The sequence below is a fragment of the Ferrimonas aestuarii genome (genome assembly GCF_005116665.1).
Classification (GTDB): Bacteria; Pseudomonadota; Gammaproteobacteria; order Enterobacterales; family Shewanellaceae; genus Ferrimonas; species Ferrimonas aestuarii.
Genome location: NZ_SWCJ01000015.1, coordinates 41,708 through 55,337, shown reverse-complemented (window position 1 = coordinate 55,337; position 13,630 = coordinate 41,708). Strand labels below are relative to the sequence as shown.

Below are 13,630 nucleotides of genomic sequence, written 5' to 3'. Positions count from 1 at the left end.
TTTATTTTTTATTTCGAGCCTGAATTCTGTATGGAGTCACCTATGCTCAGAAGAACCAAAATCGTAACTACTCTTGGCCCAGCAACCGACCGCGACGGTAATCTTGAAAAGATCATCAAGGCCGGCGCTAACGTAGTTCGAATGAACTTCTCCCACGGCAGCCCTGAAGATCACGTTAAGCGTGCTAATGAAGTGCGTGAACTTGCCGCTAAACACGGTAAGCACGTGGCCATTCTTGGCGATCTGCAAGGCCCGAAAATTCGTGTGTCTACTTTCAAAGATGGCAAAGTGCAGCTGCCTATGGGCCACACTTTCATCTTGGACAGCGATCTGCCTAAAGGCGAAGGCGATGAAAACCAAGTTGGTCTGGACTACAAAAACCTGCCACAAGACGTTGATACCGGCGACATCCTGCTTCTGGATGACGGCCGCGTACAACTGCGTGTAGAGAAAGTAGAAGGCAACAAGGTAATCACTTCCGTTACCGTTGCTGGTCCTCTGTCCAACAACAAGGGCATCAACAAGCAAGGCGGTGGTCTATCCGCTGCGGCGCTGACCGACAAAGATAAAGCAGACATCAAAACTGCGGCTTTGATCGAAGTTGATTACCTAGCGGTTTCTTTCCCTCGTACCGGTGAAGATCTGCACTACGCTCGTGAACTGGCTCGTGAAGCTGGCTGTAACGCCCACATCGTTGCCAAAGTTGAGCGTGCAGAAGCCGTTGCCACTGACGAAGCGATGGATGACGTAATTCTGGCCTCCGACGCCGTTATGGTTGCTCGTGGTGATCTGGGCGTTGAGATCGGCGATGCCGAGCTGATGGGCGTGCAGAAGAAGCTGATTGCTCGTTGTCGTCAACTGAACCGCGTTGTTATCACTGCGACTCAAATGATGGAGTCCATGATCACCAGCCCAATGCCAACTCGTGCTGAAGTGATGGACGTAGCTAACGCCGTTCTTGATGGTACTGACGCGGTGATGCTGTCTGCTGAAACTGCTGCGGGTGACTTCCCAGAAGAGACCGTTGCCGCAATGGCAAGTGTGTGTATCGGTGCTGAGAAGAACCCACGCGTTAAGGTATCTAAGCACCGTCTGGATGAGCGCTTCAAAACCGTTGAAGAGACCGTTGCTCTGGCGACCATGTATGCTGCAAACCACTTGGAAGGCGTAAAAGCCATTGTTGCCCTGACCGAGTCTGGTAACACGCCAATGATCATGAGCCGCATCACCTCAAGCCTGCCAATCATTGCCCTGTCTCGTCACGAAGGCACTCTGGCTCGTATGGCTCTGTACCGTGGTGTGTACCCAGTGAAGTTTGACTCCACTCAACACGAACCTGGCCATCTAGTTAGCGCTGCCATCTCTGAAATCAAGAATGCAGGCCTGCTAGAGAGCGGCGATCTGGTTCTGGTGACTAAGGGTGACATGATGGAAACCATCGGTGGCACCAACACTACCAAGGTTGTAGTGGTTGAATAATCGTTATATTTCCCTGTAACGATAAAGGGTTAGCCAATGGCTAACCCTTTTTTATGCCGTGGCAGAATGGACTAAACAACATTCACAGCCAAACAGCCGAAACACTTGCCTTCACCTCGCCTCATTAAGCCGTCCATCAACGTTAACGACGGCACACTCAACGCTGAGAAAATTCGGCCACCTCACAAAGCGGAGATCATTGGGGACAAGGCCGCTCGCTTTAGTTTGTCTAAAGCTAATGAAACCATTGATGGCTTAACTGACTGGCTTTATGTTGCAACACTTGGAACCAAGTTAGCTCCGCCGCATGCAGTTGATGCTGTGGATCCAAGCCGATGATGCAGTCATTAAAGATACCGCGCGCTGTCTCATAGCTCTCCTGAGCCCGCAGATTATCTCCCAGTTCACCAGCCATCAACTCATCTTCTAGATCGATGTCGTAATGCCGTAATAGCGGGTGGTCCAGCTGCATCTGGTTGGCTTGCAGCTCGTCAATAAAGGCAAGCGGAATCGTATGAAACACCTTTTCTGCACTTAAGGCCTGTTGAGGATCATTGCCTCGTTTGGCCTTCATGTAGCGCTCAAAATAGTGCAGATACATCGGGATAAAATGGCGATACAGCACTTTCTCTGTGACGGATTTCTCCACTAGGTGGGAATCGAGATCTAACCAAGCCCATCGGTCCATGTTTGCAGTCCTCTCGCATCTAAGCTCTCCGAAAGAATGCGACAGAGAGGTGACCGATACCGTGATCAGGATCAATCAAGTTTCCGATTTTGTTATCTGGATCCAGATTCACTCCTAAATAGGTAGAAACACTAGGAGTTTTACCAGCATAAAAAAGGCCAGCAAACGCTGGCCTTCTAAACTGGTCTTTTTAATTACAACGAGGCGAACTCATCCACGTGAATGGCGGTAAGACGAAGCTTCCAAGCGCGCTGTAATTGCTCGGCTTGTGCAGAGCTTATCACGTCCTCATCGGCAGCAAGGTCGATGAGTTCTGGCGTGATTGCCTGCTTAGGCAGCTTGCCTTTCTTCATCGCCTTTTTAATCAGCGCGATCACAGGCTGCATCTCACTTAAGGCCACAAACGCCGACTCCACCTCAGAGATACCATCTTCATGGCCTTCCGGCAGCGCACACAGGTGAGTAATGCGCTCTCGTACCACGTTTGGCTTAGCAACTGTCTGGCACACCGCTTGAGCCAATGCGTCTTTCGGCATGCAGAAATGGTTGCCAACGGGGAAGATAAGCAGTTTCGCCAGCCACGCCATAGGACGAGATGGGAAGTTTCGAATCACCTCTTCCAAAGCATTTGCCGCTTCATAGCAGCACTTTTCGACGCTGTAGTGCACCAATGGCAGGTCGCCCTGCTGACGTCCTTCGGCCTCAAAGTGACGCAGCACGGCAGACGCCAAATACAGTTGACTGAGCACATCGCCAAGGCGAGCGGAGATCATCTCTTTCTGTTTCAAACTGCCACCTAAGGTGGCCATGGCCAGATCCGACATCAGCGCCAAGTTGGCACTCAAGCGGCTCAGATTGCGGTAGTGACGCCCCGTCTCACCGGCAACCGGCGTGCTTTGGATGCGAGAGCCTGTCAGTGCGCTGAGCAAGGACACGCCTGCATTTCTGGCGCCATACAACATATGGGAGAACAGCAGGCCATCAAACACCTTAAGCGCCTTGTCGCTGTCTTCCATCGCCACCGCTTCCATCTCTGAAAGCACATAAGGGTGACAACGGGTAGCACCTTGGCCAAAGATCATCAGATTTCGAGTTAAGATGTTGGCCCCTTCCACCGTGATGGAGACCGGCTGCGCCATGTATTGGTTGCCCAAGTAGTTCTTTGGCCCCAACTGAATGCCTTTGCCCCCATGAATGTCCATGGCGTCGTTAATGATCTGACGGCCAATTTCAGTCATGTGATACTTAGCGATGGCGGTTACCACCGATGGCTTCTGCTTCATATCGATGGCGCCGACGGTGAATTTACGCGCCGCTTCCAATAAGTAGGTGTTTGCAGTAATGCGCGCCAGCGCTTCCTGCACCCCTTCAAACTGACCAATGTTGACACCAAACTGTTGACGCACGCCACAATACGCAGAGGTGGTTCGCGTGGCCACATGGCCTGCAGAGGTTGCCAGTGCCGGCAGAGAGATGCCTCGACCTGCTGACAAACACTCAACTAGCATACGCCAACCTCGGCCAGCGTAATCTTGGCCACCGATGATCCAGTCCAGCGGAATAAACACGTCCTTTCCGCGGGTGGTACCGTTCATAAACGACATATTCAAAGGGTTATGGCGATTGCCAAGCTCCACTCCAGGGTGGGAAGCTGGGATCAGCGCACAGGTAATGCCAATCTCTTTCTTATCGCCTAGCAATCCATCGGGATCGCGCATCTTAAATGCCAATCCAAGTACGGTCGCCACAGGAGCAAGGGTGATGTAACGCTTCTCCCAGTTCAACCTCAGGCCAAGTACCTGTTCGCCTTCGTATTCGCCCATGCACACCACGCCACTGTCGGGAATGGCACCGGCATCGGAGCCCGCTTCAGGCCCAGTCAACGCAAAACAGGGAACTTCGGTCCCATCGGCAAGGCCAGGTAACCAGCGCTGCTTCTGCTCTTCGGTACCGTAGTGAGACAGCAGCTCACCGGGGCCTAAGGAGTTTGGCACCATAACGGTGATGGCTGCGGTTAGCGAACGACTGGCGATGCGCGCCACAATGGTCGACGCGCCCAACGCCGAGAATTCAAGACCACCGTAGCTTTTCGGGATGATCATTGAGAAGAAGCGCTCCTTCTTCAGATAATCCCACACCTCAGGAGCCAAGTCTTTGTTCTCTACCGTCGCATGGTCGTCCAACATGCGCAGCAAGGTGTCGACCTGATTGTCGATAAAGGCTTTCTCGGCATCGCTCAACTGGCCTTGAGGCATGTTGTGCAACTGCTGCCAATCCGGCTTTCCTGAAAACAGCTCGCCGTCCCACCAGACGGTACCCGCTTCCATCGCTTCCCGCTCTGTTTGTGACAGCGGTGGCAGCACTTTCTTAAAGAAGCCAAAAATCGGCTTACTGATAATCTGTCGACGCACGTCAGTGATGCCAAACAGCACAATGACGGCAATGATCAATAGCAGTATGAGAGTCATGACAGTTCCTTAACCTTATTCCCTGACCACCTAGGTGCTGGCGCAACCACGCCAGCGGCCACATAGGGAATCAGTCGTTTGATCACTGACTCCACATCGTTATTTTGAGAAAAATCTGCATGGGCGATGTCGTTTAACGCTTCAAACGACGCCATGGTGAATACCACAGTCCCTAGAGTGAAGTGCAAGCGCCAAAACAGCTCCGCAGCATCGATGTCGTTATCCACTTGGTGAATCAACGCCACGATAAGCTCCAGAGGCTGGCCATAATGGGTAGTCACAAACCAACGCAGGTGACCTTGGCTTTCAATATAACCACGCCCCAGCAACTGCAGAAAGATGCTTGACCCTTTCGGGCGCACGGAGTCTAACGACAGCAATGGCTGCACCAAGCTTTCGAAGATCTCATTCACCGTCAGATTGTCCCGACCTTGCAACCGTTTCAATTCCACCGCAGAGGCTGGCATAAAGGTATCCAGATAACGCGCCAATACTGCTTGGATCAGTTCCTTCTTCGAGCCAAAGTGGTAATTGACTGAAGCCAGATTCACTTCCGCCTTACTGGTAATGAGGCGCAATGATGTGTCTGCAAATCCTCGTTCTGCAAATAGACGCTCCGCGGCATCCAAAATGCGGGATTTTGTCCCTTGCTTGTTAGACATACTTGCGCCTTTCCGATTAAAACACTTGTTTTAACTTACTCGCGACGCTGATTTTTGTCAAAGCGTGATCGAGGCCAATGTTTAATTTTTCTGGGTACGCCAGTAACTTAACCGCCGAGGTTTTGAAGTTTGTTCTCAACTCATACTACCTCTTTATGAGTATTTGGCGTCAAAATTCCCCCTTCCCTGTTTCATTACAACAGCTTAACATTGGCACTTTATAATGATCCGCAAAGGACGATGCGATGAAACTCACTAAGCCCAGTGTCTTAGCTCCGCTATTAACCACCCCAATTCTGTTGGCCTGTTCGCCGGCCCCGCAGACCGAAACCACCAAGCCCACCAGCGCTGAATTTGTGGCTGCTGCCGAAGCCGATCTGGCTCAAGAGATTGAGCGCGCAGGCCGCGCCGCCTGGATCTACAGCAACTTCATCACCGAAGATACCGCCGCACTCGCTTCAGAGGCTGAGCAGGTTTTCAATGACAAAGCGGTGAAATACGCCAGTGAAGCCGCCAATGTCGATGCAAGCAGCCTTAACGACACTGATAAACGCAAATTGGAGATTCTGGGGCGCACCATCACCCTGCCCGCTCCCCAAAACGCGGAGAAAAGCAGTGAGCTAGCGCAAATCAACTCAGAGCTGAACGGCATGTACGGAAAGGGGCGTTACTGCTTTAGTGATGGTCGTTGCCTGAGCCAACCGGAGATCTCCAGCCTGATGTCCACCTCCACCAATGCCGACGAACTGCTTGAGGTATGGCAAGGGTGGCGCGAGATCAGCAAACCGATGCGTCCGCTGTTTACTCGCCAAGTCGAGTTAGCCAACGAAGGGGCAAAAGAGTTGGGCTACGCCAACGTCAGCGAGTTGTGGCAGTCCAAGTACGACATGCCTGCACCGGAGTTTCCTAAAGAGCTGGATCGCTTATGGGGTGAAGTAAAACCCTTGTATGACGCACTGCATTGCTATGTTCGCGGCGAATTGGGTGAACAGTATGGCACCGACGTCATCCCTCAAGACGGCATGATTCCAGCTCACCTGCTGGGCAATCTGTGGTCACAGCAATGGGGTAACGTCTACGACTTGGTGGCTCCTGAGGGCAGCGCGCCAAGTTATGACTTAACTAAAATTTTGGCTGAGCACAACTACGACGAGATCAAAATGGTAGAGCAAGCGGAAAGCTTCTTTACCTCGCTAGGCTTTGAGCCTTTGCCACAAACCTTCTGGGATCGTTCACTGTTTATCGAACCTAAAGACCGCGACGTGGTGTGTCACGCCAGTGCTTGGGATCTGGATAACGAAGACGACATCCGCATCAAGATGTGCATCCAGAAGAACGCTGAGGACTTTGTGGTCATTCACCATGAACTGGGCCATAACATCTACCAGCGTGCGTACAAACACCAGCCATTCCTGTTTAAAGACAGCGCCAATGACGGCTTCCACGAAGCCATCGGTGATACCATCGCCCTGTCTATTACCCCTGAGTACCTGCAGCAGATTGGCCTGCTTGAGGATCTGCCAAGTAAAGAGAGCGACATCGGCCTACTACTGCGCCAAGCCCTGGACAAGGTCGCGTTCTTGCCCTTTGGTTTGATGATCGATCAGTGGCGCTGGAAGGTCTACAGCGGTGAGATCACCCCTGAGAACTACAACCAAGCCTGGTGGGAGATGCGAGCAAAGTATCAAGGCATCACCTCTCCGGTTGCCCGTAGCGAAGAGGATTTTGATCCGGGAGCCAAGTACCACGTTCCAGCAAGTGTGCCATATACCCGCTACTTCCTAGCGCACATTCTCCAGTTCCAGTTCCATCAAGCGTTGTGTGAAACTGCGGGCTTCGAAGGGGATATCCATCGCTGCACCATCTATGGCAATGAAAAGGCCGGTCAACAATTGGCAAGCATGCTGGAAGCTGGCGCTTCCAAACCTTGGCCTGAAGCGTTGGCGATGGTCACCGGCACCAAGCAGATGAGTGGCCAGCCACTGCTGGACTACTTTGCACCGCTGCAAACCTGGCTAGACGAGCAAAACAGCAGCGCCAACCGCCAGTGCGGCTGGTAACCTGACACTGACCGGCTACTCCCTCTAGGCAGTAGCCGGTTAGGCAAACTTTGACTGGGCAATCTGCCAAGGTAGAGTTTCAGTAAGCGCGAGCATGCGCTCCTCACCCCAAGCTCGATTAAGCTCGGCCAACACCGTACTCAATTGCGGACTGCGCTTATCCTGTCGATGGCTGTCGCTGGCCAGATAATCAAACAATCCCCCTTGCATCAATTGCGTTGCCGCCGCCTTTGCTCCCTCACCAAAGTCACCGGTAAATGCGCCGACGGTGCCCTGAAGCAGTGCCCCCGCGTGCTTTAGATCCTGCGCCAAACTCAGGTGCGCCATCACTTCGCGATTGCGCTCAGGATGCGCAATGACCGGTTGAACCTGCTGCTGAGTCAGCCACCGAATCAGCTCAATCGTACCCGCTGGCACCTGACTGTAGGGCATCTCCAATAACAGCACTGGCTTACCGTTTAACTGACCTATAGTGGGCAGTTTTTGCCACGCTGTGCCCATCAGCAGCTCCGGAGCGATGCGCACTTCAGCCCCTAGCGCCAACTGTAGGGGCAACGCTCTCGACTTAACGGCAGCCTGAAAGGCCTCAAACACTGGGGTGAGAGATTCGAGGCTATTGGGGTAGTGGCGCAGATTAATGTGCGGGGTTAACACCATATGAGTGATGCCACAGGCCACCGCCATTCCCGCCATTTCAAGGGCTTCCTCAAGGGTTCGAGCTCCGTCATCCACCTCTGGCAACATGTGGCTATGAAGATCGATCATGCTTTCTCCGTGCCCGTACCGTAGTAACTCTGATAACGCTTGTAGTTAGTGAGCTCTTTGGGGACGCCATTTAAGATCACTCCATCGACACGAACCTGTGCCGCAAACAACCGAGCGATGGAGCGCTTAATGAGCTCGCTGCGCACCTTATTGCTTTTAACCACGTACACCGTGGAATCCACACAGCGGGAGATCACTAAGGCATCACTGACCACATCCACCGGAGCGGTATCGATCACCACTCGATCATAGCGGCCCTTAAGTTGTTCAACCAAATGGGTAAATGCAGTGGATGCGATAAGCTCTAATGGCGTGCTTACCATGGCGCCAGCCACCATCACATCCAGCTGAGAGTCCGGAACACGATAAACGCAGTCTTCCAATTTATGGGTCCCCGTCAACATGTTCGACAGCCCGGGTTTGTAGGCGGGAAGCCCCAACATCTTGCCCATTACCGGCTTTCGCAGATCCGCTTCGATTAGGATCACTCGCTCAAGCTGAGACATCGCTAACGACAAATTAAACGAGGCGGTGGATTTGCCCTCGCCTGGGGCGGTTGAGGTCACGCATAAGCTGTTGCCGCTGTCTTCCAAATGACTCAGCAGGTATCCGGTTCGCACGGTTCGCCAAGCTTCTGCAAACCCTGAAGCCTGCTTAGAGAAGAAGGTCTTATAATCCAAACGGCCTTTGGTTTTCTGCAGCGGAATCACGCCGAGTAACTTAGCCGCCAATTTGCTTTCAACCTGATTGCCATCGGTGATGGTGTCGGTCAAGGCACTGTGAATCAGGGCCACCACGCAAGCAAACAGAAATGAGAGAAACACCGCCGCGATGGCAATTAGCTTCTTCTTAGGCTTAGCAGGATACAGTGGGGGCTCAGCATTATCGGTGAAGCGGGCATGGGCCGCGTCAAAATCGGCCACCGCTCCGGTTTCCTTCATGCGATTTAAGAAGGTTTCGTAGATTCGGCGGTTGGACTCCACCTCTCGCTGGAGCTCTCGATACTCCACCTCAACGCGGTTTTGGTCCTGATACTTATCTTTGAGTTGATTCATCTGCCGCTCAAGGCCAGCGACATTGGCGTTGATGGAGTTGTAGTCCTGCTCGATGCCAGTTACCAGTTTGCGTACCTGAGTGCGCATGTTGGCGCGCACCTCAGCCAATTGCGCCTTGGCCGCAATCATCTTGTTGTGTTTAGGGCCATAACGCTTAGACAGCTCCGCAACGTTACTGGCGGCGGCCACCTCGGCCTTTTTTACTTCTTGAATGACTCGGTGGCCGCTGATCTCCGCCAGCCCATCTAAACTGTCGATGTTGCTGGTGCCCTTCTGGCGCACCACGTTCAGCAGCGAGCGCGCCTCATCACGGCGCTGTCTGGCCAAAGACAACTGCGCCGTCAGCTCATTCATCTCCACACTGGCCAGCCCCAGACTGCCGTCAATCTCAAGCAGACCCTCTCGTTCTCTGAAGTTTTGCAAACGTTCCTCAGACAAGCGCAAACTGACCAGCAACTCATCCAGACGCGCGCTGAGCCATTCCGAGGCTTTACGGGTCACCGCCAGCTTGGCATCCAGATGATTCTCGATGTAGATCTCGCCCATGGTATTGGCCACCAGGGCGGCAAATTTAGGGTCATTGGCATAAAAACCGATATCAACCAGTTGGGTATTCACCACCGGCGATACCGTCAGGCGCTGCTTAAAGGTTTCCAGCAACATCTGCTTTTTAAACTCCAGATTTTTCCCTTCGCCGTCATCACTAAATAAGCCGGGAACCCAATCTAGGTAGGGCTTGACCGATGCCTCAAATGCGGCGGTGTCTTCAGGTAAAACAGGAGATAGCACCCGTTGCCACAGCGGCGGTTTATCGGTAGCAAACTCAGGATGAAACTGCAGGTCCAACCGCTCGATGACTCGCTCAGCCAGCTTTCTGGACTTGATGATCTCAAACTGGGTCTGCAGGTACTCTTTTCGGGAGGAGTCCAAGCCATAAACGTCATCAAATGAGACCGCTTTCGCTTGTTCCGACTCAATCAGCAGGCGCGCCTTGGCTTTGTAAAACGGCGTCATCTGCAGCAGCACCATGACCACCAGCGCACTGACCAGACCGGTGAAAAAGATGATCGGCCACTTGTAGCGCCACAACACAGCGAAGTATTGGGTAAGGTCAATGTCTTTCTCTTTGGAGAACAGTTCCTTCTCCACCGATATCGCCATGTTTGACATCCTAAGTTCCTAATCAAATTGGGCGTAGAATGACCAACGCAAAGACCAAGCCCGCCAACGACGCGCCTGACTCGAAGGTGATTTCATGCCATCAAAGCTAAACTTGCCCTAAAAGAAACTGTCCTTTATCAAGATTGAGTCATCCGGTTTGATGCTGGTGGACATGTTGGCTTTGAATTTACTTTCACGACCGCCAGCCATCCGCGTCACCGTCATCTTGTCTTGAGAAGCTCGCTCAGTGAGACCGCCCGCTAACGCCACGGCACGCTCTAAGGTTAACCCCGGCTGATAGGGGTAGCCTCCGGGGTTTTTCACTTCGCCATAAATATAGAAAGGTCGATACTCGAGAATGCTCACATGCACGCTGGGGTTGATGAGGTAATCCCCTTTGAGGCCACCGATCAGCCGCTGCTCTAACTGGCTTACCGTTAACCCCTTTATTTTGATGCTGCCCAGATAGGGGTAATTGATAACGCCGGATTCCCCCAATCGCGTTTCCAGCGTCAGATCCTCTTCCCCATACACATGGATTGAGATGGTATCGCCCGAGCTCAGGGCGTAGTCTGAGCTGGCAGACACCGCTGCTGAGAACACACTCAGCAACAGCGCCAGCACCACGCCGCTACAGCGCAATTCGAGTCGACAGAAGCCAAACACTCTTGTCATATTCCACCTGCTGCAGATCAGAACTGTGGTCGGAGTAGGCGTAGCTGAATTCAGTCACTAACCAGCGACGCCAGGCGTACTCAAGGCCGACTCGCATGGTCCACTCCTCGTCATCGCGATCAATACCGGTATAGCTCTCATCCAGATATTGAAGGTCAAAGTTGGTGGCCATGCGCTCACGCCACTTATGATGCCAGTTCAGCTGATAACTTTGCTCTTCCACATAATCACCGAAGGTATCTGGGTCTTTGGCTTGGTTACCCGTGGTGAACTCAAACGTCGAATAACTGCGAGGCTTCCATACCACTCTGGCCTCCCAAGCGAGACCATCAAAGTCTTCACGGTCACCGTCGTCAAAATCGCGATTTTCATAACCGACTTTGACCTCCCCAATGGTGTTCGAGGTGGCCTCCCATTTCACACCGCCAAGTAAGGTTTGAGTAAAGCTGTCACGGCTGCCGGTCGCATCACTGCGGTCGTAAGTTTTATCCTCCCCTAACCACTGCAGCACAATGGAGGTCTTTTGCGACAATCGCCAATATCCGGTGATCGAACCTAACACCGCATCGTAGTCACGAAAATCGGAAATGGGCTCAAAATTGGTGTAATCCTTCTGGTAATACCCCAACATAAAATCCGCATTGAGTTTGGCCGTAGGAATACCAAAACCATAGGTGGCGGAAACATCCTGCACATCAAACTCGGCGACTTCATTGACGTTGTTGCCATTGCCCTCGGTAATGCCTTTACCGCGAGCTTCGTGATCTCGGCGATAGGTGTAGTTAAAATCCAGGCGATGGCGGCGGGTAAAGTCGTGGCTAAGATCCACCTTAAATCGATGGTCGGTGTAATCATCTTCACTGCTGGAGAAGTAGTTGCCATCGGTGAGCAGGTAGCCAATTTTATAGCTGGTCACCTCATTTCCCGCATGCAGCAAAAACTCAGGCGCCAGCTCCAAAAACCAGCTGTCAGTTTCATCGCTGTTGGTGTGAGCAGTGTTATCATCAAACCCTACTGCGGCCCGAAGTTGCGGTGTCAATTTCCAACCGGTCCCCAGCTCCATGTTCGCCGGCTTGTACACGTCGATGGTTGCGAAAGCTGGCCACGACATTGCAACAACGAAAATCCCATAACGTGGTTTCATCATACCCATTCCTTAGTAAGCATTCGCTCCGGTAAACCCTTGGCGAATTGTTTTAAAGACAATGCGCAGATCCAGCCAAACCGACCAATTTCGAATGTAGGCCAGATCAAACTCCAAGCGCTTCTCCATCTTTTCCAGTGTGTCCGTTTCCCCTCGCCAACCATTTACCTGCGCCCAACCCGTAATCCCCGGTTTCATGTAGTGACGTAACATGTAGCCGTTAATTAAACTCCGGTACTCTTCGTTGTGAGCAACCGCATGAGGTCTGGGGCCAACAACGGACATTTGACCCTGTAAGACATTAAAAAACTGAGGTAACTCGTCCAACGAGGTCTTTCTAAGTAAAGCACCAAATCGAGTCACCCGTGGATCATCTTTGGTCGCTTGCACGACTTTGGTGCCATTCTCCATGGTATTCATGGTGCGAAACTTCCAGACCATGATCTTGCGACCATCAAGGCCATAACGATATTGCTTAAACAGCACCGGTCCCGGCGAAGTTAGCTTAATACCAATTGATATCAATAACATAGGTATCGACACTAAGGTCAGGATCGCACAAGACAGGGCGATATCCTCCACCCGCTTTAACCAGCTGGATAGGCCATCTAAGGGAAAGTCGTAAACACTCAGAGTTTGAATTTCGCCCACTTCATGCCATCTCGCGTGCAGCAGGTTATAGATAAAGAAATCAGGAAGGATGTGGATGGCTGCAGTGCTGTCACTGCAGTCGATTAAGATCTCATTGATGCGCTTTTCCGCTCGCATTGGCATGGCGATATACAGCACATCCAAAGCACCGCTTTTGGCAAGTTTGATCGCATAATCAACATTGCCCAATAGCGCCTTGCCCTGCTCATCCTCCACCTCGATTCGTTCTGGGGCGCGATCATCAAAAAAGCCCACTAAGCGAATTCCTAATTGTGGGTTCTCTTCCAAGTTCTTAGCTAGCGCGATTCCGGAGCGAGTGATGCCAAGAATGGCGGCGGTCTGCACATTAAAGCCGCGGCGGCGCAGCGAAAAGATCGCCTGTCGGCTAAACAAGCGCAGCAGCACCAACATGGCCGCCCCCACAAACAACCAATAAACCAAAATTGACTCAGTCAATGGCACTCGTTCTGGTACCACAGAGGCACACACCATCAACCACACAATGGTCAGCAGCCATGCCGCAATATTGGTGGTAATCAGTTCCTTAAATCGAGTGGAACGCCATGAGCGATAAAGCGCCAACGATTCGGCAAAAAAGAGGTAACCCGCGATGCCCATGATGGTGACCAGCATCTCATGGGCTGCTATCTGCGCACCGGCGAGCTTGAGCGCCAATTGAAATCCGAGGTGAACGATGCAGATATCTGCCAACCGAAACAGCAGAGCAAAGCCGTGAGATTGAGGATGAACGGCGCTCTGATGGTTACGACCTGAATTAATGCTATCGGACATAATTTATCCCCGCCCCAAATACAGTATCAA

The 13,630-nt window shown here is 52.2% G+C and carries 10 protein-coding genes; 2 read left to right on the top strand and 8 right to left on the bottom strand.

Going from position 1 to position 13,630, the window contains the following annotated elements; genetic code table 11:
- Positions 1 to 42 precede the first annotated feature (42 nt).
- On the top strand, positions 43 to 1,479 hold the full coding sequence (gene pyk / locus FCL42_RS16325; protein ID WP_136864498.1) for a pyruvate kinase: 1,437 nt from the start codon (positions 43 to 45) through the stop codon (positions 1,477 to 1,479).
- A 235-nt stretch (positions 1,480 to 1,714) separates the two neighbouring features.
- Here pyk and FCL42_RS16320 read toward each other — a convergent pair whose 3' ends face one another.
- The 3 genes from FCL42_RS16320 to FCL42_RS16310 all read right to left on the bottom strand — a co-directional run bounded on the left by FCL42_RS16320 (position 1,715) and on the right by FCL42_RS16310 (position 5,297).
- Entirely contained in the window at positions 1,715 to 2,167 is a 453-nt protein-coding gene (locus tag FCL42_RS16320; RefSeq protein ID WP_136864497.1) for a hypothetical protein, read from the bottom strand.
- 194 nt (positions 2,168 to 2,361) lie between these two features.
- Entirely contained in the window at positions 2,362 to 4,635 is a 2,274-nt protein-coding gene (locus tag FCL42_RS16315) for an acyl-CoA dehydrogenase (RefSeq protein WP_136864496.1), read from the bottom strand.
- Positions 4,632 to 5,297: a TetR/AcrR family transcriptional regulator gene (locus FCL42_RS16310; RefSeq protein WP_136864495.1), complete on the bottom strand. Its 666-nt coding sequence runs from the start codon at positions 5,295 to 5,297 to the stop codon at positions 4,632 to 4,634. The genes FCL42_RS16315 and FCL42_RS16310 overlap by 4 nt, the downstream gene beginning before the upstream one ends.
- Before the next feature lie 245 nt (positions 5,298 to 5,542).
- Between FCL42_RS16310 and FCL42_RS16305 the strand changes: the two genes are divergently transcribed.
- Positions 5,543 to 7,357, top strand: coding sequence for a M2 family metallopeptidase (locus FCL42_RS16305; RefSeq protein ID WP_136864494.1), 1,815 nt, complete (start codon positions 5,543 to 5,545; stop codon positions 7,355 to 7,357).
- 39 nt (positions 7,358 to 7,396) lie between these two features.
- Here the strand turns inward: FCL42_RS16305 and FCL42_RS16300 are convergent, their stop codons facing one another.
- The 5 genes from FCL42_RS16300 to FCL42_RS16280 all read right to left on the bottom strand — a co-directional run bounded on the left by FCL42_RS16300 (position 7,397) and on the right by FCL42_RS16280 (position 13,600).
- A complete protein-coding gene (locus tag FCL42_RS16300) occupies positions 7,397 to 8,122 on the bottom strand; it encodes a tyrosine-protein phosphatase (protein ID WP_136864493.1) in 726 nt (241 codons plus the stop codon).
- Positions 8,119 to 10,347, bottom strand: coding sequence for a GumC family protein (locus FCL42_RS16295; RefSeq protein ID WP_136864492.1), 2,229 nt, complete (start codon positions 10,345 to 10,347; stop codon positions 8,119 to 8,121). The genes FCL42_RS16300 and FCL42_RS16295 overlap by 4 nt, the downstream gene beginning before the upstream one ends.
- 108 nt (positions 10,348 to 10,455) lie before the next feature.
- Complete coding sequence (locus FCL42_RS16290) at positions 10,456 to 11,013, bottom strand: polysaccharide biosynthesis/export family protein (RefSeq protein ID WP_136864491.1); 558 nt, start codon at positions 11,011 to 11,013, stop codon at positions 10,456 to 10,458.
- Entirely contained in the window at positions 10,970 to 12,160 is a 1,191-nt protein-coding gene (locus FCL42_RS16285) for an outer membrane beta-barrel protein (protein WP_169308424.1), read from the bottom strand. Before FCL42_RS16285 ends, FCL42_RS16290 begins: the two co-directional genes overlap by 44 nt.
- Positions 12,161 to 12,169: 9 nt before the next feature.
- Entirely contained in the window at positions 12,170 to 13,600 is a 1,431-nt protein-coding gene (locus FCL42_RS16280) for an undecaprenyl-phosphate glucose phosphotransferase (RefSeq protein ID WP_136864489.1), read from the bottom strand.
- Between the last annotated feature and the right edge of the window lie 30 nt (positions 13,601 to 13,630).

Coding starts and splice junctions, on each gene's coding strand:
- FCL42_RS16310 (WP_136864495.1), bottom strand. CDS start 5,297: ATGTCTAACAAGCAAGGGACAAAATCCCGCATTTTGGATGCCGCGGAG.
- FCL42_RS16315 (WP_136864496.1), bottom strand. CDS start 4,635: ATGACTCTCATACTGCTATTGATCATTGCCGTCATTGTGCTGTTTGGC.
- FCL42_RS16285 (WP_169308424.1), bottom strand. CDS start 12,160: ATGATGAAACCACGTTATGGGATTTTCGTTGTTGCAATGTCGTGGCCA.
- FCL42_RS16305 (WP_136864494.1), top strand. CDS start 5,543: ATGAAACTCACTAAGCCCAGTGTCTTAGCTCCGCTATTAACCACCCCA.
- FCL42_RS16300 (WP_136864493.1), bottom strand. CDS start 8,122: ATGATCGATCTTCATAGCCACATGTTGCCAGAGGTGGATGACGGAGCT.
- pyk (WP_136864498.1), top strand. CDS start 43: ATGCTCAGAAGAACCAAAATCGTAACTACTCTTGGCCCAGCAACCGAC.
- FCL42_RS16295 (WP_136864492.1), bottom strand. CDS start 10,347: ATGTCAAACATGGCGATATCGGTGGAGAAGGAACTGTTCTCCAAAGAG.
- FCL42_RS16320 (WP_136864497.1), bottom strand. CDS start 2,167: ATGGACCGATGGGCTTGGTTAGATCTCGATTCCCACCTAGTGGAGAAA.
- FCL42_RS16290 (WP_136864491.1), bottom strand. CDS start 11,013: ATGACAAGAGTGTTTGGCTTCTGTCGACTCGAATTGCGCTGTAGCGGC.
- FCL42_RS16280 (WP_136864489.1), bottom strand. CDS start 13,600: ATGTCCGATAGCATTAATTCAGGTCGTAACCATCAGAGCGCCGTTCAT.